This is a genomic window from Synechococcus sp. CBW1002 (assembly GCF_015840915.1).
Lineage (GTDB): Bacteria > Cyanobacteriota > Cyanobacteriia > PCC-6307 > Cyanobiaceae > CBW1002.
This window is the reverse complement of the sequence record NZ_CP060398.1, coordinates 1,205,533-1,230,434: the sequence shown is the minus strand read 5'-3', so window position 1 is coordinate 1,230,434 and position 24,902 is coordinate 1,205,533. Positions and strand designations below refer to the sequence as shown.

The window sequence follows — 24,902 nt, the reverse complement described above, 5'->3', positions numbered from 1 at the left end:
ATTACGTTGGCGGGTTGCTGGAATCCTTGGAAACCCTTGCGGCAGCTGCCTTCTGCCGGTAGCTCTCGCCCTTGATCCCGATGATGTGGCAGTGGTGCACCAACCGGTCCACCGCGGCCACGGTCATCGATCCGCTCGGGAAGATGTCGTCCCACTCCCGGAACGGCTGGTTGCTGGTCACCAGCAGGGATTTCCGCTCGTAGCGGTGGCAGATCAGCTCAAACAGCACCGAGGTCTCCAGTTCGCTGCGGCGCACGTAGGAGATGTCGTCGATCACCAGCAGGGCATAGCGATCGAGCTTCTGGAGCATCGCCGGCAGGTCGTAGGCCGCCTTGGCCTTCTGCAGCAGCTGCACCAGCGTGGTGGCCGGGAAGAAGCGGCAGGCCTGGTCCTGCGCCGCCATCGCCATCGTGATGGCAATGGCCAGGTGGGTCTTGCCCACACCGCTGGGACCAAACAGCAGCAGGTTCTCCGCCTGCAGGAGCCAGGTGGTCTGCCGCGTCAGGCCTTGGAGCTCCTGCCAGTGGTGGGGCTCGAGGTGCTGGTGGTCAAAGCCATCGAGACCTTTCTGCCACGGGAGATGGGCACCGCGCAGCAGGCGTTGCTGGCGGGCAATCTGCCGTTGTTCCAGTTCCTGCTCACAGAGGGCGTAGAGGAACTGGCCCGGGCTCCAGCCCTGGGCATCAGCCTGATCGGCCAGCGGCTGCCAGTGACTGCGGAAGCGCGCCAGTTTCAGCTGTTTGAGCAGGAGCGGCAGCGCCGCTTCCACCGCCGCAGAGCGCGGGCATGGGGACGAGGTGGTCATAGGTAGCCAGCAGGTGTTGGGGGATGGCGGGATCGGGGAGGCTCTGGCAACGGGGAGGAACGCGGAATCGCTGCTGCAGAGCCGACAGCGAAAGGGTCTGGCGGCGTTGGGCCTGCTCCAGGAAGGCGAGCACCAGCGCATAGGAGGCCACCCGCACCGCCACATACAGGGCCTCGACCATCAGCCGGGCAGCGGCGTCACGGTCACCGCCGACCAGGAGTTGCTGCCAGAAGTCCCACCAGCGGGAATCAGGGAAGAGGTAGCGCTGGTAGCGGCAATGGAGCAGGGCCCGGGGCTTGGCCCGCAGGGCATCGATCAGGTGCTCCAGATCGATGCACCAGGCCCGCTTGCCACCAGAGGCGCCATAGAGGCGGGGGAGCTGGCAGACCCAGTCGCTGCCCAGGAACACCACCAGCCGGTCGTGGTGCAGCCGCACCATGACCTGGCGGCCGATCAGGGTGGGCGGCACTGAGTAGATCACCTGCCGCACCTCGATCGTGCTGGTGCTGCGCACCCGCACTGTGAGCAGCTCGTAGTCGGCAAAGCGGAAGGCCGGCAGGGGCCCCAGGTGCTCCAGCTCCTGCTCGTAACGCTGCTGCCGGGGGGCGTTGAGGGCACAGAACACCTCAGCGAGCAGCTGGGCGTATTCGGCGGGCTCCTCGAAATCGCAGCTGCCCCGCAGGATCAGCTTCTGCTCCAGCCGACGTTTCACATGGCCATGGGGAGCCTCGATGATGCCGTTCTCGTGAGCCACGCCGCGGTTATTGCGGCTGGCACTGAGGCCGTAGTGGGCGCAGAGCGCCTGGTGGCGGGGGGTGATGTCGAGGGCGTAGCTGCCATCCCGATTGCGGCTGGCGGCCGACAGTCGATCGGTGCGCAGCTCCTTGGGCACCCCACCGCAGGCGGCCAGGGCGTTCTGCAGCCCTTCTGAAAGGGCGACAAAGCTCTCGCCACCATGGATGAGTTGCCCATAAGCCCAGCCGCTCCAGGCCAGGCGGTAGTGGAACAGCAGGTGGGGAAATGGTTCGCCGCGCAGGGTGATCGCCACCCGTTTCAGCCGGGTGAAATCGCAGAAGCCGATCTCTCCAGGCTGGTAGGCCAGCGGGAACATCACCTCCGGCGCTGGACCGTGCAAGGCCTTCCACTGCTGCACCCGCCGCTGCAGGGTGCGTTTGAGCGAACTCCAGTCTTGATCTGGCTTCTGCTCCTGCAGGTGCTCCAGCAGGGTGGTGGGCGTCAGGGCTGGATGGCGCTCCAGAAGCGGCAGCAACAGGGGCTCCCAGACCTCAGCCAATGGATCGGGCCGCCGCCGGCCACGGGGCTTGGCGGCTTTGGGTTGGAGGCGGCCAGCATCAATGCGGTGGGCACTGCTCACCGAAATGCCCGCCGCTGCGGCAGCCACCTCCTGGCGGCTGCCGGCTCGTCGTTTGGACATGTACAGCGCAATCTGTTGAGCGGTGAGGGGAGCAGGCATGAGCCGGTGCCCTGCGCATGGCAACCGGATTCAGCAGAGCCCCTCAGGAGCGGTCAACCTGTTTGGCGCGCCCCTCAACCAGATTGTCGCCGGATAGGCGCCACATCCCCTTGGGCGGCGGTAACGCTCCTTGAGACAGGCTCGCTGCACCAGATCCGCCGCGATCTCAGCCGATTCCACCTCAGCCATATCCCAGGCCACCACCTTGCGGCTCCAGACGTCGACCACTAGGAGTTTGTTGCCAATAGAGCAGCGAGCCCCTGGTCACGACGAATCCCGGTGAGGTGAGCTCTGAGGTCTACCTCTCCCGCTGAGCTGGTTCATTGGGGCGAGGTTGACTCAGCCCTGGCGGCATTGCCAGGGTCTCTACCCCTCATCCCGTCGCTGCTGCCCAGAGCTGCTGCTGTGATCGCCTGTACCGGAACAACTTGAGCAGGTTGTGGGTGGCAGCGATCAGATGCCATTCACCATCGACCTTCTCCAGGCCCCGCAAGAGAAACCGCCGCAGGCCCCGGCCTTCCTTGATCTGGCCGTTCACCGGCTCCACGATCGCTTTGCGCTGGGCGTAGATCCTGGATCCCTTCTTGCTTCTGATCTTGCGGGCCATGCGGGTTCTGGCGTCGGCATCTCTGGGCAGCGGTCCTCGCTGTGGCGGTGGCGGCTTCCCATGCGGCAGACGGCCGGTGGCGATGTAGGCGTCAATGCCAAGGTCCTCACAGTGACCTGCGTTGTCGTCGCTCCAGTAGCCCGCATCCATCGTCATCACGTCCGGCAGTTCACCGGCGCTGGCGGCGATCCGCTCCAGCATGGGCTCCAGGTGCTCCACGTCCGGTGGCTGGTTGCTGACGCCCACCGCCACGATCACCTGGTGGTCACTGTCGACCGCCAGCTGGCAGTTGTAGCCCTGCAGGTAGGTGCCGCCGGACTGCATGAGGTGGCTGTCGGAATCTGTGAAATTCCGTTGGGTCTTGGCCGTCGGTGTGCCGTCAGCCTTTCTCGCCAGACCACGCCTGGGCATCGCGTCAGAGGCGAGTGGCTCCAGATCTGGTGGCTCGAGGCCAGCGCTCTCGGCGGCCTCGATGGCTTTGTCCCCCGCCGCTGCTGCCTTTGCCGCTGCGGCTTCCGCTTTCCTGTTCAGCTCGGCCTGCTCAGGGGCCGATCCATCCGATTCCTCGGCTGCGGTCGCTTTGGCTCTGGCCTTCTCGGCTTCCTCCTGCCGCTGCCGCGCTGCAGCTGCAGCGGTTTCCGCCTCCATCTCCTTGCGGGCCTGACGGATTTTTGCGAGGCGGCCCTGCTTGTGGCGCAGCTCATCGGGAAGTTCACTGCCCAGGTTTCCTTTGCCGTAGCGCCGGTCTTCCTGGGCATCCAGGATCTCGGCCTTGCGGATCAAGGCGTTGATTTCCTTCTGGAGCTCCTTCTCCGCCCTGAGCATCCGCTCGTGGCTCATCGCCTTGTGCTTGGAGGCATTGGCCTGCACCTTGGTGCCATCGAGGGCCACATGGCCCAGGCTCACCATCCCCGCCTTCTGGCACAGGCGCAGGATCTGAATAAACAGGCCCTTGAGGGCATCAAGGTTGCGCCGGCGGAACTCGCTGATTCGGCTGTGGTCCGGCTGCTGGTTGCCGGTCAGCACGCGGAATGCCAGATCCTCGTAGCAGGCCCGCTCGATCTTCCTGGAGGAGACGATGCCCACGCAGTAGGCGTAAAGCAGCAGCATCGTCATCATGCGTGGATCGAATCCCTTCTCTCCGCGGGGGTCCTTGGCCTGAGCGGGTACGAGGATCGCGGAGAGATCCAGCTCATCCACCAGGTCCAGCAGGAAATACACCTGGTGGTCTTCTGAGAGCCACTCACGCGGTGACGGCGGCAGCAGGGTGGCCTGCTGCGGCTGCCAGGGGCGAAAGGTCTTGCGCTTCTGCATGCCCGAGTGTATCGCCCAGATCCATTGCAGTCACTGGGATCTGGGCAGATTGATGGGCGGCTGTGGAGAGACTGGGTGCTGATCTATGCGCGACAGGCTCCTAGGTAGAGGTAAAGCCACACACCCCGGACTGTGGTCGGCAGATAGGTGATGTCCCAGCTCCAAACCCGGTTTGGGCCATCCGCCCTGAGGCGCGGCACGGAGCGCGGTTCCTGCGGCAACCGGGCCCGCCCACGTCGGTGACACTGCCCTGCCTGGTGCAACACCCGGTAGGGACTCCTGAAAAAGATTCTCGGCCCATCGGCGCCGGATTCGTCCGTTTGCTTCGCGTTAATCAGGCTGGCAAGCGCGGTGACATCAAGTCGGCCAGATCTCAAAAGCATGGCTTGCAGATGCCCTCAGGCGCTCTGATCGCTGACCAGGCCATAAAAAAGCTGTAGATCCACCCAAAAAGAAGGACAAAAAAGAGGCGCAGCAGCCTCAAGACCTTTTCCGCGCACATCACGACAAAGGCCATCGAGATGGAGGATTCGGCACCAGCTGGTAGACGAGCCATGATCAGATCCAGGGAATACTTGCGCTTTCCAGAGCCAAAGACGCCTTCCACTTCATTGCGTCGAGCTTGATCAGATCGGAGCTGGTGCTTGTGTGCAGTGGTGACATCAGGATCCTTGGGCGGGCGACCCAATCGCTTGCCGGAGAGGCGAATACCGTTCCTCGTGCAGAAATGCCTATTCTTGGCCGTGATATAAATCCGGTCGGCGCAGATTCGCTCTGGGTAAGATCCTGTATCCAGCTTGTATTTTTCCGCCTGAGCGATAAGGTCTTCTCCTTCGTTGTAGGGGTTCCAGCTTATGCGGTGCAAGAACGGAAAGCCGTTTTGAACCGAAACACTGATTTTGGCTCCAAACTCCACCGCAGCACGTGCTTTGCCTCGCACCATTGGGCGGATATGGGTCTGCACAAGATTCACCAGGCGGTCTGGAATGCTGTTGGTCTGAGAGGCGAGCAGAAGGCCCTGTTGCCGCTCCAACTCGCTGCAGGCCAACAACTTCTGCCACCAATGCCTCTTAAGCTCGGAAAGCCTTGCCCCGCAGCCGATCAGAGCATCAATGGCCTTGAGATTCTGCCGCACATAGCCAAGCTGATGTTTAATGGCAGCCTTCACTTTGCGGCGACGTGGTCGTTTTTGCTTCGCCACTCTCAGGAAATGAGCACGAGCAAGGCCACGGTCGTAGCGAGGTCGATGTCTCCTGAATCCCGATGACTGACTGCACAGATCATCAATGACTCGCTCGGTCGTTGTGCGAGCCTCGTTGAGGAGCTTGAGGTCTCTGGGATAGGTGATGTCGGCTGGAGTGCAACTGGCATCAATCGTGAGAGTGCCCCAATTCTTTCCTTCTGGCCAGTCAGCAGGCTTGATCAACGCATCAAGTTCTAGCTGAGCGCCTCCTCCACTGGAATCACGATCATCATGGTCGTCATCGTCTGCTGCCTGAGCAAGTGCTTCCAGAAGGATCTCTTTGCCGCGCTGCACCACCAGCTCGTTGATACGGCGCAGATCCTCGTCAGAAAAACGCTTGCGAAAGTGCACCATCATCGAGGCATCAAACGGTGCCTTAGCTGTGTAGCCCGCAAAGCCGAGAAAGAACTGAATATAGGCGTTCTCTCTGATCTGATGGACTGTCTCTTCGTCGGTGAGCCCTAACTTCTGTTTGATGTAGAGAGCACCAAAGGCCATTCTCACTGATTTGGCTGGAGCGCCAATTGTGGCGCTGAATTGAGGGGCATAGGTTTCTTCCAGCTCATCCCATGGGATCAGCCCCTCCAGTTGAACCCAGCGATTCTCGGGATCAAGTGTGCCGCCAAATGGCAGGTGGAACTCCTTGATTGAGATCTGACCGTTATTGTGCCTCCGGTACATATGGAACGATCAGGAGTAAAGGCAATCACGGATTGCCTGATTCACGGCCACTTTAGCGGTTTCTCATGCTTGAGACCAGCTGCGGCGCAATGGATCTGGATTGTTCAGGAGTCCCCCGGTAGAAACTGCTCTCGGAGGCGATATAGAGGCCCTGATCCGCCAGCGCTGGCACGATCTGCCCGGGCGGAAGCGAGGCGTACTCCGGTTGGTTGCACGTCAGCAGGATCCGCTGGCGCTCCTCCTCCGTCAGCCGGTGAACGACCAGGCGAGGACTTCCTTTACGGCGGTCCTCGCCGTCCCCATCACCCAGAAAGGCCTTCCGCCATCGTTTGAGGGTACGCAGGCAGATGCCGATCTCACCGCATGCGCTCACCAGGCCGGCTCCAGCCGCATGCGCCTCGCCGATCAGCTCGATCACCTTCCGCCGGTGCGCGGCGCTGGTCAACCTTCCGCGTCCTCCGAGCAGAAGGCATCCCACTTTTTTCGCAGCACCAGCAAGGCCGCCGCCTCCGCCAGGGCCTTCTCCTTGCGCTGCAGCTCCTTCTTAAGTGCTTTGATCTCTCGCTGGTCCTGGGCACGGAGCCTTTCGAGCTCCTTTTGCTCGGCCATCGTCAGCACCGGCTTGGCGTTGGCATCCTGAGCGGTCTGACGCCAGCGGCTCACCTGCTCAGGAAAGAGCCCCCGCTCGCGGCAATAGGCACTGAGCTCAGTGGCGTTCAACCCGGCCGTCTCCAGCACCACCGTGAACTTGTCGGCAGCACTCCAGCCATCTGGTTCCTTCTGAGATGCCAGCACCACCTCTCCCTGCAACCGCCACGTCTTCCTCCATTTGTAGAGGGTGATCACGGCGCCTATCAGCAAAGATGTCCGCTCAGGGTACTGATCTGAGTACCTCAGAAAGCCTACTCCGGATGGAGGATCATGGGCTTCGAGATCGGATGTTGATCGTCATCGCGCGTTGATCAGGAGCGCAGGCTTGAGCGGCCGGCCCCCGGTCGGAGGCTGAGGCCGGCCCGCCTCTTGCGGGCGGTCCAACCACAACCCCCTGGGGCCTGGGTTTCTGATCTTCAAGCAGCGACAGTGTCCTGCGGTCTGGGATGGTTGACCCGCACGACTGTTGGCTGAGCCCAATCGCGAGGTGGCCTGGCCCAGCGGCGTGGATGTTGCGCACGCGCCTGCTCATAGGTCTGCTGACGGACTCTGCAGATCGCGTCAGCTTCTCCGTAGTGACGTTGATTGGGCGTCACATACTTGATGCCGCTGTGACGATGCTCAGCGTTGTACCAGTCAACAAAACCATCGACCCAGGCACGCACTGAGAGAAGATCCCGGAAACGACGCACTGGATAGCTCTGGTGATATTTCATGGTTCGGAACCATGACTCAACGTAGGCGTTGTCATTGCTCACCCGCGGCCGCGAGAATGACAGGGAGATGCCGAGCTCGGCCAGCTTGGCGGCCAAGGTGTAGGAGCGCATGGGTGCTCCGTTATCGGCGTGCAGGATCGTGGTCGACCCCGAGCTGATCCCTTCATCACGGCAGACACGATCAAAGAAGTGCTTGGCCAGTTCGCCGCATTCACGATCGTGCACCTCAACGCCAAGGATGCGCCGGCTCCACACATCCATCACCATATAAAGGTAGTAGAATTGACCCTTCGCAGGCCCCGGCAACAGGGTGATATCCCAGGCCAGCACTTGATGGATGCCCGTTGCCTCCAGCACGGGTGGCTCTCTTGGCTCCCGCGGTGGGCGGCTCCTGCCGCGATGATTTAACAGGCCTTCCTGGCGCATGATGCGGTAAATCGTTGACTCCGATCCCACGTAGACTCCCTCCTCGGCAAGGATCGCCACGATCTGACCAGGCGTGAGATCGGCAAAGCGTGGATCGTTGACAGTGGACAACACCTGTTGGCGCTCCTCCTCGCTGAAACGATGCATGACATGCCTGGACGCTCCCTTGCGTTGATCGCAGCTGAATCCCTGGGTCCGAATCATCAAGCCCCATCGCCTCAGCGTGCGTGTCGCCAGGCCGAAAAGATCAGCAATGGCCTTGGCCGAAAGGCCACGACTGATGCCTTCCTGTAGAAGCGCGACGATCGCACCGCGATCGCCAGACGGAATCAAGGATCCTCGTCCGGTTGAAAGATCTGGTTGAACTTTTTTGAGAGCATCAACAACGTCGCCGCTTCTGTCAGTGCTTTTTCTTTCTTCTGCAATTCACGCTCCAGCTGGCGATTCCGCCGGACCAGTTCCTGATTCTTGCGTTGCAGTTCCCGCTGATCAGCCATGCTCGGCGCGCTGGGGCCATTGGCATCCTCGGCGGCCTGGCGCCAACGGGCAACCTGCTTGGGGTACAGCCCCCGCTCCCTGCAGAACGACCCGAGCTCGCTTCCGTTCAGTCCTGCGGCCTGGATCACGGCTGCCAGCTTGTCGGCAGCGCTCCACTGCTCCGGCGGCCGGTTCGTGGCAGGCACCAGCTGGCCCTGCTTCTGCCACTGGCTCCGCCAGTTGTAGATGGTCTGCGCCGTGATCCCGGTGTCGCGGGCGATCTCAGCCACGCTCTCAAGGTTCGGAGGGCTCATCCGCAGGCGGACGGCTTCCCGCAGAGCGGCGTCATAGGGCGGTTGCATAGTCGTCGGTTGGGCCCCCAGGTGGACGGGTCAAACCGAGCGGACTTCTTTGCTGACACTGGGGGTCACGTGGATGCCCAGCTCTTCTGAAATCCGGGCCACGCTCTGCCTGTGCGGCGGGCTCATCCGCCTTCTCACATCAGCCTTGACGGCCTCGCTGTAACGACGCATTGGTCATGTCCTCAAGCCCCCGGATGTACGGATGAGAGGGGTGACATCTTTCCTGAAACCGGGGGCCTGTCACGAGACAAAGACACGCGGTTCAAAATTAGAAACCTAGCAAAGAAAAGGTTCGCACTTGGCTACCCACCTCGAAAAAACAATGATACATCAATCGGTGATTCGGTAAATTGGGAATGGATTGTTCAATGCGCCATGGATAGCGGCAAGCACATTGTAATCGTCACCAGAGACAAGGATTACGGGCCAATCTACAAAGGCAATTCCTTTCTCAATGATTGGCTTCGCCAAGAATTTTCAGAACGTGTAAGCCGAACAAGGAAGATTATTCTGACTGACAAGCTGTCAATGGCTCTGAGAATGGTGCATGCCGCTGTTACCAAAGAGATGGAAGAAGAAGAGGATCGGATCATTGCCGAAGTGATCGACGGTTTTTCTGAATCGCCAGTCGATGAGGCATAACGAACAAGGATAGATCGTGCGCAGCCACGATCTTATCCGGTGTTGGACAAGCCCTTTGAGGCTTTAGACCAGTCGTCTACGGTAGATACGTCCCGCCTGAATTCAGGTCTGGTTCAGATTTACAACCAGGAGAATGGCCAGCAGCCTGGCTTCATGAGTGTTTCTGTTGCTTGTTTCGCATTGTACGACCACGGCAAAGCTGCGGCTGCATATCGTGATGCCGATCGCTCTCTACAGAGCCGCATGCGGATGCCTTCTGGCTATGAAACCATGAATATAATTTGCACTATGACTTCAGCTCAACACAACTGATGCTCAGGGATTCGGACCATCCTAGCGATCAGTGTCATCGCCTTCCCGCAAGACTGACAGAGAACCGGTGATCGTTGCAGGGGGAGCCGTGGCGACGGTATAGGAACCTTGAGCACAAGCTGCAACAGCTGAACCAGCCGCTTGCAGTTCGCATGCAGAATGCCAAAATCCCGCACGCGTCGAAACCGCCGTGGCAGTACGTGCCTGAGGTGAGTGCCTTTTATTGGACAGTTCCGGCCCCTGACATCGTTAACCCAGGACGGGTGGAACATGGTTCGGCCTCAGTGTAGACCGCGTGGGGAGTTTTGCCTCCAAGGGAACTGTGAGGTCTTACATGGCAATACCGCCACAGGAAGCGGGCCAGGCTGATTTCAGCGTCCCAGCCATCGCTGTATGCCCGTAGGTAGACCTCCTCGTACTTGACAGTCCTCCACAGCCGTTCAACAAGGATGTTGTCGTAGCACCGCTTTCTGCCGGACCAGCTGATCTGGATCCGCTCCCCTTTGAGTCTGGCCACAAAGTCAGCGGACGTGAACTGACAGCCTTGATCGGAGTGGAAGATCTCTGGCCTACGGCCGCCTCCCAAGGCCATCTCCAGGGCCTCCAGACAGAACTTCGTGTCAAGGCTGTTGGAGAGCCTCCAGCTGAGCACATGCCTGGAATGGAGATCCATGATCGCCACCAGATAGAGGAACCCTTTCTGCAGAGGGATGTAGGTGATGTCGGTCGCCCAGACCTGATCCACCGACGTGACCTGCGTGAGGTCCACCAGGCAGGGGAACCGCACGGACGGATCACCTGGAACCGTCGTCCGGGGCTTCTGGTAGATCGCCCGTAATCCCATGCGCCGCATGAGGTTTCGCACTCGATCTCGGCTGATCGGGATACCATCTTGGGCCAGATAGTCCACCATCCGGCGGCTGCCGCTGCAGGGATCCTCCAGGTAGAGAGCATCGATCCTGGCCATGATCCGCAGCGTCGATACACGGACCGGTGTCGGCCGGTAGTACAGCGTGGATCGAGGCAGCCCCAGCAGCGCACACTGCCTGCTGATGCTGAGCTCGGGGTGGTCGTGATCGACCAGCTTGCGCAGTTCACGGGCATCAGAGCAGTTGAGACTTTTTTTTGAGCCACTCCAGCTCCATCTGCAGCCGTCCGATCTGCTGGAACAGCTCCGCCTCCTTGGCCTGCCCCTCCTCCTTGTCCTTGGTCTTCTTGCCTCGGGTGAAGAGCTCGCTGGCACCGTCCAGGAGCTGCCGCTTCCACTGGCTCACCTGGATCGGGTGGATGGCGTGGTCGGCGGCGATCTCCTGGATCGTCTTGCGGCCACTGATCGCCTCCATGGCGACCCTGGCCTTGAACTCGGGGCTGTGGGTGCGGCGCTTGCTCATCGGTGGGAGCCCCTTTCAGGGGCGGTACCCCGCCTCAGAGGTTAACGATGGGGCCTGTCCAGAAAAGCCAGACCACCTCAATCTCGGCTGATCGGGATACCATCTTGGGCCAGATAGTCCACCATCCGGCGGCTGCCGCTGCAGGGATCCTCCAGGTAGAGAGCATCGATCCTGGCCATGATCCGCAGCGTCGATACACGGACCGGTGTCGGCCGGTAGTACAGCGTGGATCGAGGCAGCCCCAGCAGCGCACACTGCCTGCTGATGCTGAGCTCGGGGTGGTCGTGATCGACCAGCTTGCGCAGTTCACGGGCATCAGAGCAGTTGAGACTTTTTTTTGAGCCACTCCAGCTCCATCTGCAGCCGTCCGATCTGCTGGAACAGCTCCGCCTCCTTGGCCTGCCCCTCCTCCTTGTCCTTGGTCTTCTTGCCTCGGGTGAAGAGCTCGCTGGCACCGTCCAGGAGCTGCCGCTTCCACTGGCTCACCTGGATCGGGTGGATGGCGTGGTCGGCGGCGATCTCCTGGATCGTCTTGCGGCCACTGATCGCCTCCATGGCGACCCTGGCCTTGAACTCGGGGCTGTGGGTGCGGCGCTTGCTCATCGGTGGGAGCCCCTTTCAGGGGCGGTACCCCGCCTCAGAGGTTAACGATGGGGCCTGTCCAGAAAAGCCAGACCACCTCAGCCTCAGCAGCAGCCAGAGAAACTCGGCCCCTGGCATCGTGCGGATCTGCTCTTGGCCCCGGTTGTCCTTATAGCGGAAGCTGACCTCACCAGCGGTGTTTGCGATAATGTTCTTCTCTGGCAGAACGCCCCGATAGAGATAGCGACCCAGATAAACGAGGGCTTGCTCTCCGTGTCCGACATCCGTGCAGTCCACCACCCATTCATTCGGGAGCTGTTCTTCGCAGCGTAGACCCGCCACTCGTAGGGCCTCAAACCATTTGGCGCGGAAGACCCTCGCCAGATTGTTGGCCCAGAACAGGACGTTGCTCTTCTTCTCGCGCCACTCTCTACTCTGCTGGTTAATTGCGCCTGCGGGCACAATCAGATGGACATGGGGATGATAGTCGAGCCGGCGGTTATGAGTGTGCAGAACTGCATGGGCTCCAGTTCGGCCCTTCAGCCTTCGATCTCTTCTCGAGAACGAGTCAATAGTCTGCCATGCGGTTTTGAGCAGCAGATCATAGGTTTTGTGCTGATGATTCCAGAACAGACTCCTGAGCTGGGCCGGCACCGTGAAGGTGATCAAGAAATATCTGACTGGCAGCAACTTGCTGCGCTGCCTTTCTAGCCACTCCTGGCTCTCATGCTGTTGACAATGGGGGCAGCTGCGATGACCACAGGAATGCGGCAGAATGACGCTCTGTTGGCAGTCCTTACATTCCAGCAGCATCACAGCACTGTATTGATTCCGACAACGGCGGATGGCATTGAGGGCGTTGTGATGGCTTGGTAGAAGCTCATGGCCGTGGAGTCGCTCCAATTCGTTGCGGTAGTGATCCACCAGATCGGCGAGCAGAATCATCAGCTTTCCTCCCAGCGCAGCTGGAAGCCACCCAGCAGTTCCTCGATCCGCTCTTTCGCCTGGTCCCGGTTCACCTCGGTGAGATGGGCATACCGGGCTGTGGTTTCCGGCCTGCTGTGGCCCAGAAGCACCTGGATCGCCCTCAGATCCACGCCCAGCTCCAGCAGGTGCGTCGCGTAGGCATGGCGGAGCGAGTGCACCGTCAGGCGCTTGTGGATCCCGCACTCGATCCGCGCTGCTTTGAGGGCAGCTTGCACGCCACTGCGATCCATCGGCCTGCTTGCGGCTCGAACGGTGGCGGCGCTGCCGGAAGGGTTTGGGAACAGCAAGCGCCGGTGCCGATGCGTAGCCCAGAACCGTCGTAGGTTCTGCAGCGTCAATTCCGGCAGCGGCACATAGCGATCCTTCCCTCCTTTAGCCTGGCGGATATGCACCCGACGGAGTTGGCCGTCCATGTCACCGACTTCCAGATCCAGTCCCTCTCCAAGTCGCAGGCCCAGGCTGTAAACGGTCAGGAAGAACACGCGGTAACGGAGGCGCCGTACGCTATTGATCAGTCGCTGCACCTCCTGGCGCGTGGGGATATCAGGCAGCGATTGAACCTGCGGGGGTTTGACGATCTTGATCCACTCCAGTGATCGGCCCAGCACATACCGATAGAAGAAGACCAAGCCCCATAGGTCTACCTTAATGCTGCTCCAGGAGTAGCTTTCGACCATGGCGCTGTAGTAGCTCTTGAGCTCTTCTGTTGAGAGATTGTCAGGGCAGCGATCGAAATATCCGGCGATGCGCCGCACGGCCCTGGCATAGCCATCAATCGTCTTACCGCGTTTTCCTTGCAACTTGAGAGCTTGCAGATGTTGTGCATAGAGCTGATCAAATCGCTCCTGTTCATCGTGGTTCATAACACCACCCATCGCTGATGGGACATGAAGGACAGCTGCACACCGCAAGGCGTGCATCCCTCACTGTGAGCCGCCAGGACTCAGTACAAGCGGAAACAAATGCTTCTGCTCCTTCTCAGAGGCTTCAACCAGGTCACTGTCGCTTAAAAAGTGATGAGTAGGCTATACTTGGTCTTGATCTGCCGCGTAGCGGCTTCGTCCAACACGGCCATTCACCTGACGTATCCGTTCAGGGGCCGTTACGCAGCAGCGCAGCATTCCACCCTTGATCGCTGATCAACGAGCAACCACAGACACCACGATCGATGACGGCCGGCTCAGGGATTCGGCAACAGCGATGGCATCTCACCGCCGCGATGATGGGCGATCAAGGCCTGCTCCAGGAACTGCCAGATATCACGGCCCTGTTGCCGCAGGCTGGTGGTGACCGTGAGCAGCCTGCTGCGGCAGATCGCACCCTGGCGGGATTGGACGCCATGGCTGATCTTGCGCTGAATCACCGAATGGCGCAGGGCACGCTCGGCTGCGTTGTTGGTGGGCTCGATCCCTTCAATCTCCAGGAAGGTCCAGAGGCCATCGCTCACTTGCAGCAACTGATGGCAGGTACGCACCGTCTTGGCCCACGGCGTTCGCTCGCCGCGCTGGCAGCCCAGCTCCACAACCCGCTGCAGCGTGCCCACAAACGCCTGGCGGATCGGCCGACAGCCCTGCTGCAACGTGGACCAGTCGATCGTTCCGTCTTTGTAGCGGTGCCACTGGGCAAACAGCTGCTGCTGCAGGCCCAGCAGCTCCGCTCCAATCTCACCGCTGGCGCCCTGACGGTCAGCGATGGCAGTGAGATCGCGGATCACGTGCGCCCAGCACAGCTGGCGCTGCTCCAGCGGGAGATGGTTGTAGGCGGAGAAGCGATCGCTCACCACAATTCCGCCAAAGGCATTCCCGAGCAGGTCGATCGCGGCGGCAGCCGAGCGGCTCAGGCTCTGCAAGAACACTGTCACCCCCATGGCGGTCACCATGACCCACTCCCAGCCGCGCCGGCCATCGGGGTTGCCCCCATCGGCATTACCGGTGGGGGCACCGGTTTCATCGACATAGACCACCGACTGCTGACGGGCAAACGCAAGGGCCTCCTGCATGGGCTGCTCCAGTGCTGCACTCAAGCGCTGGCGGATAGTGGCCATCGCTCCCCGGCTGATCTGTACCCCCAGCAGCTGATCCAGCAGCGCCTGGGTCTTGCTGAAACTCAACGGGAAGGCACTACCCAGCAGACCCACCAGAGCACTGAGCCGGGGACCGTAATGGCTTACTTCCACCTCCGCCGGTAACGAGGCACAGGTGCTGGTGGAACAGCAGGGGCAGACCAGGCGGTGCAGCCGGTGCTCGATCACCAGAGGCGTGATCGGTGGAATCTCGATCACCTGGTGCCTCAAGGGCTCGGGATCCTGACCCTGTAGCAACGTGCCGCAGCGGCGGCAGGCCTGGGGGTGGTGCTCGACCACCTCATCCACCCGCTCGATCGGCAGCAGCTCCGGCCCAGATCCGGGATGGCCCGGCTGGCCGCCGCGCTTGCGGCCACTGCCCTTGCGTCGTTCGGGCGGCTTAAACCCCTGGCCATCACTGGAGGGAGGCTTGGAAGAATTGCGGGAGCTGCGGCCGATCCGCTCGCGCAGATGGGCCAGTTCGGTCGCCAGGGCGGTGAGCTGGATGCGGAGCTGCTCGATCTCCTGTTGCTGCCTCTGGCACTGACTGACCAGCTCAAGAAATCCAGCCTTCACTCCCACCGGGGTGGCGGCCCAATCGGCTTCTGAAATCCCGGCCGGTGGGGTGGTCATCGCAAGGAGTCTCTTACTGAGATGCAACCAGGAATCAAGCCACCGTCAAGGGTTCAGCAAGCCCGATGTTCGTTGCGAGCTGTCCCGACTCCTGAACGGGTACCACCTGACCCGCCACCGGAGATTCACTGTGCCCCCAGGGCTGTTATCACTTCAGCTCTTTGCGGCCAGGTGATGGCCAGCGTTAGACTGAGGTGGGTGCCTTTTATTGGACAGTTCCGGCCCCTGACATCGTTAACCCAGGACGGGTGGAACATGGTTCGGCCTCAGTGTAGACCGCGTGGGGAGTTTTGCCTCCAAGGGAACTGTGAGGTCTTACATGGCAATACCGCCACAGGAAGCGGGCCAGGCTGATTTCAGCGTCCCAGCCATCGCTGTATGCCCGTAGGTAGACCTCCTCGTACTTGACAGTCCTCCACAGCCGTTCAACAAGGATGTTGTCGTAGCACCGCTTTCTGCCGGACCAGCTGATCTGGATCCGCTCCCCTTTGAGTCTGGCCACAAAGTCAGCGGACGTGAACTGACAGCCTTGATCGGAGTGGAAGATCTCTGGCCTACGGCCGCCTCCCAAGGCCATCTCCAGGGCCTCCAGACAGAACTTCGTGTCAAGGCTGTTGGAGAGCCTCCAGCTGAGCACATGCCTGGAATGGAGATCCATGATCGCCACCAGATAGAGGAACCCTTTCTGCAGAGGGATGTAGGTGATGTCGGTCGCCCAGACCTGATCCACCGACGTGACCTGCGTGAGGTCCACCAGGCAGGGGAACCGCACGGACGGATCACCTGGAACCGTCGTCCGGGGCTTCTGGTAGATCGCCCGTAATCCCATGCGCCGCATGAGGTTTCGCACTCGATCTCGGCTGATCGGGATACCATCTTGGGCCAGATAGTCCACCATCCGGCGGCTGCCGCTGCAGGGATCCTCCAGGTAGAGAGCATCGATCCTGGCCATGATCCGCAGCGTCGATACACGGACCGGTGTCGGCCGGTAGTACAGCGTGGATCGAGGCAGCCCCAGCAGCGCACACTGCCTGCTGATGCTGAGCTCGGGGTGGTCGTGATCGACCAGCTTGCGCAGTTCACGGGCATCAGAGCAGTTGAGACTTTTTTTTGAGCCACTCCAGCTCCATCTGCAGCCGTCCGATCTGCTGGAACAGCTCCGCCTCCTTGGCCTGCCCCTCCTCCTTGTCCTTGGTCTTCTTGCCTCGGGTGAAGAGCTCGCTGGCACCGTCCAGGAGCTGCCGCTTCCACTGGCTCACCTGGATCGGGTGGATGGCGTGGTCGGCGGCGATCTCCTGGATCGTCTTGCGGCCACTGATCGCCTCCATGGCGACCCTGGCCTTGAACTCGGGGCTGTGGGTGCGGCGCTTGCTCATCGGTGGGAGCCCCTTTCAGGGGCGGTACCCCGCCTCAGAGGTTAACGATGGGGCCTGTCCAGAAAAGCCAGACCACCTCAGACAGGCCAGGCAGCCGGTTGCGCCCCTCGTATCTCCTGGGATACAGTGGGAGCATGCTCGAGATCCGGGAGACGTCTGCCTATGCCGCGTGGTTTTCTTCCCTGCGTGACCGGACAGCCAAAGCTCGTATCGACATTCGCATCAGGCGTCTCTCCTTGGGCAACCCAGGCGACGTTCGCCCTGTAGGAGAGGGCGTATCAGAGCTAAGAATCCATTACGGCCCCGGCTATCGGATCTATCTGACAATGCAAGGAGAGGCCATCGTCATCCTTCTTGCAGGCGGGGACAAGAGCTCTCAAGATCAGGATATTCGTCTCGCTAAGCATCTTGCTCGCAACCTCTAGGAGACTTCAATGACAAAAACAATCACGACTATCTGGGACCCGGCCGCACACCTAACCACTGCCGATGATGTCGCGGCTTATTTGGAAGCTGCGCTTCAAGATGGAGATCCTCAGCTTGTAGCCGCTGCTCTTGGCGATATTGCTAGGGCCAAAGGGATGAGCCAAATCGCACGTGAGGCGGGTCTAGGCAGGGAGAGTCTGTACAAGTCCCTATCCTCTTCAGGAAATCCAGAATTAGCCACGGTATTGAAGGTTATCTCGGCACTAGGCTTGCAACTACATGTCAGCGCTACTGACAATGCGAAAATGGCTGTCTAACCAGCCCCTCGAGTGGACAGGCCACCAAAAGGAATCAGCTGAATCTTCATTCTTCTTGCCTGCCACTCAGGGGCAGCGTTAGACAGAGCAGGGGGATGCGCGGAAGTCGCCACCGTGGCTACAATGTGAGCACGTGTGCTGGGTGTAGTCGTGGTGCGAGCGAAGCTGGTCAAAATCGGCAACTCGAGAGGGATCCGCCTCGCCAAGCCACTGCTTGAGGTTGCGGGGCTCGCTGACGAAGTCGAGATCGAAGCGGCTCCAGGGGTTCTGACCATCAGGCCATCCGCTCATCCGAGGGCTGGCTGGGCAGAGGCGGCATCGTCTTTGGAGCCAGAGGGACTTCTGGATGAAATGAGCGCCACCCAGTTTGATGACGAAGAGTGGTCATGGTGACTGAAGAACACGTCTCAAGAGGCGATATCTTCCTTGTCGCGTTGAATCCCACGCGAGGATCTGAAATCAGGAAGACGAGGCCTTGTGCCGTAGTGTCGCCGGACGAGCTTAATGCTCACCTTCGCACTTTCATTGTTGCGCCGCTCACAACTGGCGGCCATCCATACCCATTTCGTGTGCGTTGCAGGTTTGATGGCAAGGACGGCCATGTTGTGGCTGATCAGCTGAGAGCTGTAGACAGAGACCGTCTAGTCAAGCGGTTGGGGAGTCTGTCGGAGACTACGCTGAATGAACTGCTGAGTGTTCTTCAGGCGATGTTCGCTGTGTAGATGCCTGGCTAACGAACAAGGATAGATCGTGCGCAGCCACGATCTTATCCGGTGTTGGACAAGCCCTTTGAGGCTTTAGACCAGTCGTCTACGGTAGATACGTCCCGCCTGAATTCAGGTCTGGTTCAGATTTACAACCAGGAGAATGGCCAGCAGCCTGGCTTCATGAGTGTTTCTGTTGCTTGTTTCGCATTGTACGACCACGGCAAAGCTGCGGCTGCATATCGTGATGCCGATCGCTCTCTACAGAGCCGCATGCGGATGCCTTCTGGCTATGAAACCATGAATATAATTTGCACTATGACTTCAGCTCAACACAACTGATGCTCAGGGATTCGGACCATCCTAGCGATCAGTGTCATCGCCTTCCCGCAAGACTGACAGAGAACCGGTGATCGTTGCAGGGGGAGCCGTGGCGACGGTATAGGAACCTTGAGCACAAGCTGCAACAGCTGAACCAGCCGCTTGCAGTTCGCATGCAGAATGCCAAAATCCCGCACGCGTCGAAACCGCCGTGGCAGTACGTGCCTCAGCAGCAGCCAGAGAAACTCGGCCCCTGGCATCGTGCGGATCTGCTCTGAGGTGGTCTGGCTTTTCTGGACAGGCCCCATCGTTAACCTCTGAGGCGGGGTACCGCCCCTGAAAGGGGCTCCCACCGATGAGCAAGCGCCGCACCCACAGCCCCGAGTTCAAGGCCAGGGTCGCCATGGAGGCGATCAGTGGCCGCAAGACGATCCAGGAGATCGCCGCCGACCACGCCATCCACCCGATCCAGGTGAGCCAGTGGAAGCGGCAGCTCCTGGACGGTGCCAGCGAGCTCTTCACCCGAGGCAAGAAGACCAAGGACAAGGAGGAGGGGCAGGCCAAGGAGGCGGAGCTGTTCCAGCAGATCGGACGGCTGCAGATGGAGCTGGAGTGGCTCAAAAAAAAGTCTCAACTGCTCTGATGCCCGTGAACTGCGCAAGCTGGTCGATCACGACCACCCCGAGCTCAGCATCAGCAGGCAGTGTGCGCTGCTGGGGCTGCCTCGATCCACGCTGTACTACCGGCCGACACCGGTCCGTGTATCGACGCTGCGGATCATGGCCAGGATCGATGCTCTCTACCTGGAGGATCCCTGCAGCGGCAGCCGCCGGATGGTGGACTATCTGGCCCAAGATGGTATCCCGATCAGCCGAGATCGAGTGCGAAACCTCATGCGGCGCATGGGATTACGGGCGATCTACCAGAAGCCCCGGACGACGGTTCCAGGTGATCCGTCCGTGCGGTTCCCCTGCCTGGTGGACCTCACGCAGGTCACGTCGGTGGATCAGGTCTGGGCGACCGACATCACCTACATCCCTCTGCAGAAAGGGTTCCTCTATCTGGTGGCGATCATGGATCTCCATTCCAGGCATGTGCTCAGCTGGAGGCTCTCCAACAGCCTTGACACGAAGTTCTGTCTGGAGGCCCTGGAGATGGCCTTGGGAGGCGGCCGTAGGCCAGAGATCTTCCACTCCGATCAAGGCTGTCAGTTCACGTCCGCTGACTTTGTGGCCAGACTCAAAGGGGAGCGGATCCAGATCAGCTGGTCCGGCAGAAAGCGGTGCTACGACAACATCCTTGTTGAACGGCTGTGGAGGACTGTCAAGTACGAGGAGGTCTACCTACGGGCATACAGCGATGGCTGGGACGCTGAAATCAGCCTGGCCCGCTTCCTGTGGCGGTATTGCCATGTAAGACCTCACAGTTCCCTTGGAGGCAAAACTCCCCACGCGGTCTACACTGAGGCCGAACCATGTTCCACCCGTCCTGGGTTAACGATGTCAGGGGCCGGAACTGTCCAATAAAAGGCACCCACCTCAGATCACGCTGCCCGCACCGATCCCGATGAAGGACTTCTGGTCGTTCATGGTCTACGACAACCAGAGCCGGTCGATGCTCGAGACTGACCAGAAGTCCGCTGGCCTCGACAGCAACAGCCGCGGCCTGGTGGCGAACGACGACGGCTCCTACACCATCTGGTTCGGCCCCAAGGCACCGAAAGGCAAGGAAGGCAACTGGGTCCAGACCATGCCGGGCAAGGGCTGGAACACCCTGCTGCGCCTCTATGGCCCGCTCCAGCCCTGGTTCGACAAGACCTGGAAGCCGGGCGATTTCGAGCTCGTGAAGTAGGACTGCCGCGTGATGCTCAATCAGGAACGAAACAGGACTCTGACATGAAGACAAGCCACTTTCTCTCGGCCCGCATCGCCGCTGCGGCATGCGCGACCATGCTGCTCGCCTCGGCCGCCAGGGCTGAGCCCAAGTACAAGGCCGATGTGCCTTCGAGCCTGATCACACCAGACAAGGTGCAGACCGAACTTCTCGGCGAGCTCACGTTCAGGGACGGCATGCCCAGCGAGGCCACGGTCAGGAAGACCTACGACTTCATCGATCTGTCTCGCGCCGTCGACGCGTTTCTAAACGGCATTCCGGCCACCTCCGTTTACGCCATGCTGGAAGGTCTGAAGCAGGCAGGCGCGAAACCGGGCGATCTGGTGCTGTGGGAAAACCTCTACGACGCGCGAAGCCTGCTCCTAACGCCCCAGACAACTACGCCCTATGCGTTTGCCGAGATCAACGTGAAGGATGAACCGGTCATCGTGGAGGTGCCTGCCGGGCGCCTGGTCGGTGCTGTGGATGATGCCTTCTTCCGCTGGGTCACGGACCTCGGGGTCACCGGGCCGAACCAGGGCAAGAGCGGTAAGTATGTCTTTATCGGTCCGGACTACAAGGGTCAGCTTCCCGACGGCTATCGCGTCGTGAAGACCCCCACCTACCGCAACTTCCTGTTCCTGCGCTCGCTGGTCCAGGACGGCGACCTGGAAGCAGCTACGTTGGGGCTCAGAACGCAGTTCCGCATCTATCCCCTCTCGAAGTTGAACAACTTGCCCAAGGGAAGGGTGGTTAATGCTTCGGGTGCGAAGATCAACACCATCCACGCGAACGACTACGACTACTGGGCGGAGTTGAACGCGGTCGTCCAGTATGAGCCGGCCGATGCCTTCAATCCTGAAGTCGTCGGCCAGTTCGCCGCGGTCGGAATCAAGAAAGGCAAGCCCTTCGCGCCGGACGCCCGCATGAAGAAGATCCTCACCGAGGGCGTGGCCATCGGCAATGCAACGGCCCGATCGATCACGTTCCGCCCCCGCGACGAGAGTGCCTACTTCTATCCAGGCAAGAGCCGTTGGTATTCAAGCTTCACGGGTGGCAGTCACGAGTTCATGAACAACGGCGAACTGGTCCTGGACGATCGGATCATGTTCCACTACTACGCGACCGGCATCACCCCGGCCATGGCCAAGCCGGCAGTCGGCACCGGTTCTGTCTACGCCATTGGTGCGCACGATTCGAAAGGCAACTACCTCGATGGCGGCAAGACCTACAAGGTCACCCTCCCGGGTCCTGTGCCCGCCAAGGACTTCTGGTCCTTCATGGTCTACGACAACCAGACTCGTTCGGTACTCGAGACCGATCAGAAGACTGGTGGCCTGGACAGCAACAACCCGTCCGTAAAGGCTAATGCCGATGGTTCTTACACGATGTGGTTTGGCCCGAAGGCGCCAAGAGGACATGAAGGCAACTGGATCCAGACCATGCCTGGAAAGGGCTACAACGTGCTGCTGCGCCTATACGGCCCGCTGGAACCCTGGTTCAACAAGACCTGGATGCCAGGTGATTTCGAACCAGTTACATGAGTCTCCCTTCCATATCTTGAGTAGATCGATTCTATCGGACAGCTAAGGAACCTCTGGATAACGCTCTCACCGCCCACAGCTGCCGTTGCGGTGGCCACGGCGCTCCGTCGTGCGCTGGTGGCGGTCCGCACCGAGGGCTGCTGCAGCTCAGCCTCGATCAGGGCCTGCAGACCCTGGCGCACCAGTGCAGGGATGAGCTCACCGGTGGAGAAACCGGAGAAGGGCATGATCTGGTCTCAGGAAGGGAATAATGCTCCGACCAGGGTCACAGACCAGCCCACCCATTCCCCCGCAGGGGCTTGGAGGAGAAGACCGCCAGAACCGGCTACGCCTGTGCTGCTCCTCAGGATTGACACCACTCGGCGGGACGCCCCCGCTTGCTGCTGAGCTCGACTGAGATGCCGCTCTGGCTTGGGTTGATGATTGAACTGACTACGGCGAAGCTCGGATGATCGCATTAGCACGCAAGACAGCGATTCTGGATTTCGCGGCTTTCGTAGACCGCTCAACAGTCCGAAGAATCATCAGCCTTCGCAGAGCAGACCGTCGAGAAGCTAAGCACTATGCCAAAGCAACAGAAGAAAGGCTGCGTGCAGATCCCAACTCCCGAAGAGGATCAGGCGATTCATGCTGCTACCAAGTCTGATCATGATGCCCAGTCGCTTACTGACAAGCAGCTCCAGGCCATGGTACCCCTGCGCTCATTGTGAGGACGCCCAAAGTCACCATACAAAAAGCAGCTGGCCTCTATCAGGCATAGCCCTGAAGTTCTTCACTATTTCAAGAGCTGTGGCGCATGAAACATTGGCACCCTACCCTCTCGGCCAATGGATCATGAGTGCAAGCTCCCTGCAATCGGGAACGGTCGGCAATAGTCCTGTATCCGTTGGGCGGTTCACATACGGCGTGGAGAACATCCTTGTTCGAGAGTGGGGGGAAGGTGCGGCCTTGAGGATCGGAGCGTTCTGCTCAATATCATCTTCGGTGATGGTATTTCTTGGGGGAAACCATCGTACTGATTGGATCACCACGTTCCCCTTCGGCCACATCTTCCAATCCGAACTGGGCGGGGCTGACATCATTGGACATCCAGCGACGAAAGGTGATGTGGTGATTGGGAACGACGTCTGGGTGGGTCACGGCGTGACGATCATGTCCGGAGTGACGGTCGGTGACGGTGCGGTCTTGGCGGCCAACGCGACGGTAACCAAGGACGTACAACCATATGAAATCGTCGGCGGCAATCCAGCTGCCTTGATAAGAAGAAGATTCGACGATTCGCTCATCAGTCTGCTACTGGAACTGCATTGGTGGGACTTGCCGTTGGATGCGATCCGCGAGATTAACGAGAAGTTGTGTGCCGAGCCGACTGAAGCGCTGCTTCTCGATTTAGTCGAAGTGACGAGAGGCTTCAAGAAAGAGAGTCTAGCCACTGAGGAATGCAGCCAAACAAAAGAGTAGAGTTTCCTGAAGATCAGCAGACCGCTTGCAGTGCAGTTGACCTAGGCACTTCTATGGCGGGATGATGATCAGAGGCGGCGCAACGGTGTAGAGGGGAAGTTCGACCAAGGCAAGCGCCGTTTCGGACTTGGGCTCGTTCGCGAGAAGCTGGCCGAGACCCAAGGTTGCATCATCGCCATGAATCTGTTGGTCATGAACCTCGAGAAGCTCCCAGAACTTCTTTGTATCTTGATTGCCATATTCCAAGGCGCGTCAACTGCATGCATCGTCTCCAAGAGACACCCCACACTACTCATTTCATCGGGACTGAGTTAAACTACGAGCTGAGATGATCACGGTGCAGGCATCTCTGGATCAGATACAGGCCCGAGCAGTAGCTTTTTCTAGAGGCCCCAAGTAGACGAGGCCCCTCAGAATGGGGCCTTACAGAAGCTGATTCACCTCTGCACATCGCAAGCCCTGGCCGAAATGATTACTCATTGACAAATAGTACTGAAACAAGCCAAGGCTGATTTGGCTTGCATCTTCCTGGAAAACCAAATTCCCCAATCCACCCAATTCGTTTTCATGATCTTCAGAAAATGTTCCTGGGCATCACTACTGTTCTAGCAGTTACGGGTAGCGCCAGTGCACAGACCTTTAAGGAGCAAGCAACCTGCAAGTTCACGAACACGGCAGCGCATGTACCCTTATACGAAGGCAGAGCCATTTTTGTTCGCTGGCATTCGCGGTCAGAAAAATTGGATGCATGGCCCTGAAGATGTCAACTTCACAGACCTCCCCAATGGTGGGATATTCCGGTGGTCAAATTTTGCTCTCGTAGTTGCAGAATAGCCCTTCAAGTTAGAACGGCAAGCTGGCCTCAAGATTCAGCGGATGGGAGTTCAACATGCCTGCGCAACCCACAGGCATGTTGCCCGCCGCTGATCTTGAGCCTGAGGCATTATCATTTCGCATAGACGCCTGTTGACAATCCGACCTGCCTTTTACATAGTGATCTTGGCGCACCTCCAGGAACACACAGCTGAGCCGCCTGGGTACTCAGACCGAGGGAGGGCCTCCACGCCCTGTTGTCTCCGCTGAACGTGTGATGACAGCGCCGACGGTTGCCGCCAGTACGCCCATCACCGTCAGCCTGGAGGAAGGAACGAAGTACTTCTACTGCGCTTGCGGCCGATCCTCGGATCAGCCGTTCTGCGACGGATCCCATCAGGGCAGCGGCTTCACACCCCTGGCCTTCGTTGCCGAGGCCAACGGCAGGGCCCTGCTCTGCCGCTGCAAGCAGACCGCCACACCTCCCTATTGCGATGGCACCCATGCCCGTGTTCCCGCCGACCGGGTGGGCACCACCTTTGCTGTTGACGAAGACGGTGATAACGAGAAGCCGGAAAGTGGTGATTCCCCCGTCGGCAGGACGACCCAGGCCAGGCCACGGAGGAGGAGGCCAACCTGGAGCTGATCCACAAGCTGGCCGAGCACGGCCTTGCGCGGGTGGGCGCCCTGGGGCCGGTGGTGT

31 protein-coding genes and 3 pseudogenes are annotated in these 24,902 nt (G+C 59.9%); 15 read left to right on the top strand and 19 right to left on the bottom strand.

Translation table 11 applies throughout. The features are described from left to right. Position 1 precedes the first annotated feature (1 nt). The 10 genes and pseudogenes from istB to H8F24_RS05845 all read right to left on the bottom strand — a co-directional run bounded on the left by istB (position 2) and on the right by H8F24_RS05845 (position 8,756). Positions 2-769: an IS21-like element helper ATPase IstB gene (gene istB / locus H8F24_RS05880; RefSeq protein ID WP_231598236.1), complete on the bottom strand. Its 768-nt coding sequence runs from the start codon at positions 767-769 to the stop codon at positions 2-4. Then, the gene (istA, locus tag H8F24_RS19245) at positions 684-2,279 is read right to left on the bottom strand and encodes an IS21 family transposase (protein ID WP_197169867.1); all 1,596 of its coding nucleotides are present in this window, start codon (positions 2,277-2,279) and stop codon (positions 684-686) included. Before istA ends, istB begins: the two co-directional genes overlap by 86 nt. 30 nt (positions 2,280-2,309) lie before the next feature. Continuing rightward, positions 2,310-2,507, bottom strand: coding sequence for a hypothetical protein (locus H8F24_RS05875; RefSeq protein WP_197171376.1), 198 nt, complete (start codon positions 2,505-2,507; stop codon positions 2,310-2,312). Between the two features lie 145 nt (positions 2,508-2,652). Further along, positions 2,653-4,200, bottom strand: coding sequence for an IS1182 family transposase (locus H8F24_RS05870; protein ID WP_197169597.1), 1,548 nt, complete (start codon positions 4,198-4,200; stop codon positions 2,653-2,655). Positions 4,201-4,301: 101 nt separating this feature from the next. Next, a pseudogene (locus H8F24_RS19240) lies at positions 4,302-4,472 on the bottom strand (IS3 family transposase); the annotation flags it as partial. Between the two features lie 101 nt (positions 4,473-4,573). Next, positions 4,574-6,124, bottom strand: coding sequence for an IS5 family transposase (locus H8F24_RS05865; RefSeq protein WP_197155761.1), 1,551 nt, complete (start codon positions 6,122-6,124; stop codon positions 4,574-4,576). A 52-nt stretch (positions 6,125-6,176) separates the two neighbouring features. Next, on the bottom strand, positions 6,177-6,569 hold the full coding sequence (locus tag H8F24_RS05860) for a helix-turn-helix domain-containing protein (protein ID WP_197171374.1): 393 nt from the start codon (positions 6,567-6,569) through the stop codon (positions 6,177-6,179). Continuing rightward, on the bottom strand, positions 6,566-6,985 hold the full coding sequence (locus H8F24_RS05855) for a hypothetical protein (protein ID WP_197171372.1): 420 nt from the start codon (positions 6,983-6,985) through the stop codon (positions 6,566-6,568). The genes H8F24_RS05860 and H8F24_RS05855 overlap by 4 nt, the downstream gene beginning before the upstream one ends. Before the next feature lie 206 nt (positions 6,986-7,191). Beyond that, on the bottom strand, positions 7,192-8,250 hold the full coding sequence (locus H8F24_RS05850) for an IS3 family transposase (protein WP_197169602.1): 1,059 nt from the start codon (positions 8,248-8,250) through the stop codon (positions 7,192-7,194). Continuing rightward, a complete protein-coding gene (locus tag H8F24_RS05845; protein WP_197157219.1) occupies positions 8,247-8,756 on the bottom strand; it encodes a transposase in 510 nt (169 codons plus the stop codon). The genes H8F24_RS05850 and H8F24_RS05845 overlap by 4 nt, the downstream gene beginning before the upstream one ends. 111 nt (positions 8,757-8,867) lie before the next feature. Here H8F24_RS05845 and H8F24_RS20125 point away from each other — a divergent pair. The 3 genes and pseudogenes from H8F24_RS20125 to H8F24_RS05835 form a co-directional block, all read left to right on the top strand. Beyond that, positions 8,868-9,119 (top strand): annotated as a pseudogene (locus tag H8F24_RS20125) (hypothetical protein); the annotation flags it as partial. A gap of 12 nt (positions 9,120-9,131) precedes the next feature. Continuing rightward, positions 9,132-9,398 carry a hypothetical protein gene (locus tag H8F24_RS19235; RefSeq protein ID WP_231598135.1) on the top strand — a complete coding sequence of 89 codons (267 nt, stop codon included), beginning with the start codon at positions 9,132-9,134 and terminating at the stop codon, positions 9,396-9,398. A gap of 42 nt (positions 9,399-9,440) precedes the next feature. Beyond that, a complete protein-coding gene (locus H8F24_RS05835; RefSeq protein ID WP_197171369.1) occupies positions 9,441-9,710 on the top strand; it encodes a hypothetical protein in 270 nt (89 codons plus the stop codon). 220 nt (positions 9,711-9,930) lie between these two features. Here the strand turns inward: H8F24_RS05835 and H8F24_RS05830 are convergent, their stop codons facing one another. The 8 genes from H8F24_RS05830 to H8F24_RS19220 form a co-directional block, all read right to left on the bottom strand. Then, complete coding sequence (locus tag H8F24_RS05830; protein ID WP_231598221.1) at positions 9,931-10,764, bottom strand: IS3 family transposase; 834 nt, start codon at positions 10,762-10,764, stop codon at positions 9,931-9,933. A gap of 49 nt (positions 10,765-10,813) precedes the next feature. After that, positions 10,814-11,101, bottom strand: a complete 288-nt coding sequence (locus H8F24_RS19230; protein WP_231597691.1) for a transposase — start codon at positions 11,099-11,101, stop codon at positions 10,814-10,816. Positions 11,102-11,416: 315 nt separating this feature from the next. Further along, positions 11,417-11,704 (bottom strand): transposase, encoded by a 288-nt coding sequence (locus tag H8F24_RS19225; protein ID WP_231597691.1) that lies wholly within the window; start codon positions 11,702-11,704, stop codon positions 11,417-11,419. A 15-nt stretch (positions 11,705-11,719) separates the two neighbouring features. Then, positions 11,720-12,628, bottom strand: a complete 909-nt coding sequence (locus H8F24_RS05820; protein WP_197171367.1) for a transposase — start codon at positions 12,626-12,628, stop codon at positions 11,720-11,722. Next, positions 12,628-13,533 (bottom strand): site-specific integrase, encoded by a 906-nt coding sequence (locus tag H8F24_RS05815; protein ID WP_197171365.1) that lies wholly within the window; start codon positions 13,531-13,533, stop codon positions 12,628-12,630. The genes H8F24_RS05820 and H8F24_RS05815 overlap by 1 nt, the downstream gene beginning before the upstream one ends. 317 nt (positions 13,534-13,850) lie before the next feature. Then, positions 13,851-15,365, bottom strand: coding sequence for an IS66 family transposase (locus H8F24_RS05810; protein WP_197154224.1), 1,515 nt, complete (start codon positions 15,363-15,365; stop codon positions 13,851-13,853). A gap of 205 nt (positions 15,366-15,570) precedes the next feature. Beyond that, positions 15,571-16,404: an IS3 family transposase gene (locus H8F24_RS05805; protein ID WP_231598221.1), complete on the bottom strand. Its 834-nt coding sequence runs from the start codon at positions 16,402-16,404 to the stop codon at positions 15,571-15,573. Between the two features lie 49 nt (positions 16,405-16,453). Then, positions 16,454-16,741 carry a transposase gene (locus H8F24_RS19220; RefSeq protein WP_231597691.1) on the bottom strand — a complete coding sequence of 96 codons (288 nt, stop codon included), beginning with the start codon at positions 16,739-16,741 and terminating at the stop codon, positions 16,454-16,456. A 134-nt stretch (positions 16,742-16,875) separates the two neighbouring features. Here H8F24_RS19220 and H8F24_RS05800 point away from each other — a divergent pair, with 134 nt between their 5' ends. The 5 genes from H8F24_RS05800 to H8F24_RS05780 all read left to right on the top strand — a co-directional run bounded on the left by H8F24_RS05800 (position 16,876) and on the right by H8F24_RS05780 (position 18,530). Beyond that, a complete protein-coding gene (locus tag H8F24_RS05800) occupies positions 16,876-17,166 on the top strand; it encodes a type II toxin-antitoxin system RelE/ParE family toxin (RefSeq protein WP_197171363.1) in 291 nt (96 codons plus the stop codon). 9 nt (positions 17,167-17,175) lie between these two features. Then, complete coding sequence (locus H8F24_RS05795; RefSeq protein ID WP_197157703.1) at positions 17,176-17,484, top strand: addiction module antidote protein; 309 nt, start codon at positions 17,176-17,178, stop codon at positions 17,482-17,484. Between the two features lie 150 nt (positions 17,485-17,634). Then, positions 17,635-17,877, top strand: coding sequence for an AbrB/MazE/SpoVT family DNA-binding domain-containing protein (locus H8F24_RS05790; protein WP_231598134.1), 243 nt, complete (start codon positions 17,635-17,637; stop codon positions 17,875-17,877). Continuing rightward, positions 17,871-18,206: a type II toxin-antitoxin system PemK/MazF family toxin gene (locus tag H8F24_RS05785; RefSeq protein WP_197171362.1), complete on the top strand. Its 336-nt coding sequence runs from the start codon at positions 17,871-17,873 to the stop codon at positions 18,204-18,206. Before H8F24_RS05790 ends, H8F24_RS05785 begins: the two co-directional genes overlap by 7 nt. 54 nt (positions 18,207-18,260) lie before the next feature. Then, on the top strand, positions 18,261-18,530 hold the full coding sequence (locus H8F24_RS05780) for a hypothetical protein (RefSeq protein ID WP_197171369.1): 270 nt from the start codon (positions 18,261-18,263) through the stop codon (positions 18,528-18,530). Here the strand turns inward: H8F24_RS05780 and H8F24_RS05775 are convergent. Then, entirely contained in the window at positions 18,518-18,769 is a 252-nt protein-coding gene (locus H8F24_RS05775) for a transposase (RefSeq protein ID WP_231598235.1), read from the bottom strand. The genes H8F24_RS05780 and H8F24_RS05775 overlap by 13 nt on opposite strands. A 95-nt stretch (positions 18,770-18,864) precedes the next feature. Between H8F24_RS05775 and H8F24_RS19215 the strand changes: the two genes are divergently transcribed. The 7 genes and pseudogenes from H8F24_RS19215 (at position 18,865) to H8F24_RS19210 (ending at position 24,845) form a co-directional block, all read left to right on the top strand. Then, positions 18,865-19,152, top strand: coding sequence for a transposase (locus H8F24_RS19215; protein ID WP_231597691.1), 288 nt, complete (start codon positions 18,865-18,867; stop codon positions 19,150-19,152). Positions 19,153-19,162: 10 nt separating this feature from the next. Further along, positions 19,163-20,035 (top strand): IS3 family transposase, encoded by an 873-nt coding sequence (locus H8F24_RS05770; RefSeq protein WP_231598222.1) that lies wholly within the window; start codon positions 19,163-19,165, stop codon positions 20,033-20,035. 40 nt (positions 20,036-20,075) lie between these two features. Further along, positions 20,076-20,360, top strand: a complete 285-nt coding sequence (locus tag H8F24_RS05765) for a DUF1214 domain-containing protein (protein WP_231598133.1) — start codon at positions 20,076-20,078, stop codon at positions 20,358-20,360. 44 nt (positions 20,361-20,404) lie between these two features. After that, entirely contained in the window at positions 20,405-21,925 is a 1,521-nt protein-coding gene (locus tag H8F24_RS05760; RefSeq protein ID WP_197171358.1) for a DUF1254 domain-containing protein, read from the top strand. Positions 21,926-22,759: 834 nt separating this feature from the next. Then, positions 22,760-23,386 (top strand): CatB-related O-acetyltransferase, encoded by a 627-nt coding sequence (locus tag H8F24_RS05750; RefSeq protein WP_197171356.1) that lies wholly within the window; start codon positions 22,760-22,762, stop codon positions 23,384-23,386. Between the two features lie 63 nt (positions 23,387-23,449). After that, a pseudogene (locus H8F24_RS05745) lies at positions 23,450-23,701 on the top strand (transposase); the annotation flags it as partial. 775 nt (positions 23,702-24,476) lie between these two features. Then, complete coding sequence (locus tag H8F24_RS19210) at positions 24,477-24,845, top strand: CDGSH iron-sulfur domain-containing protein (protein WP_231598132.1); 369 nt, start codon at positions 24,477-24,479, stop codon at positions 24,843-24,845. The last annotated feature ends 57 nt before the right edge of the window (positions 24,846-24,902 follow it).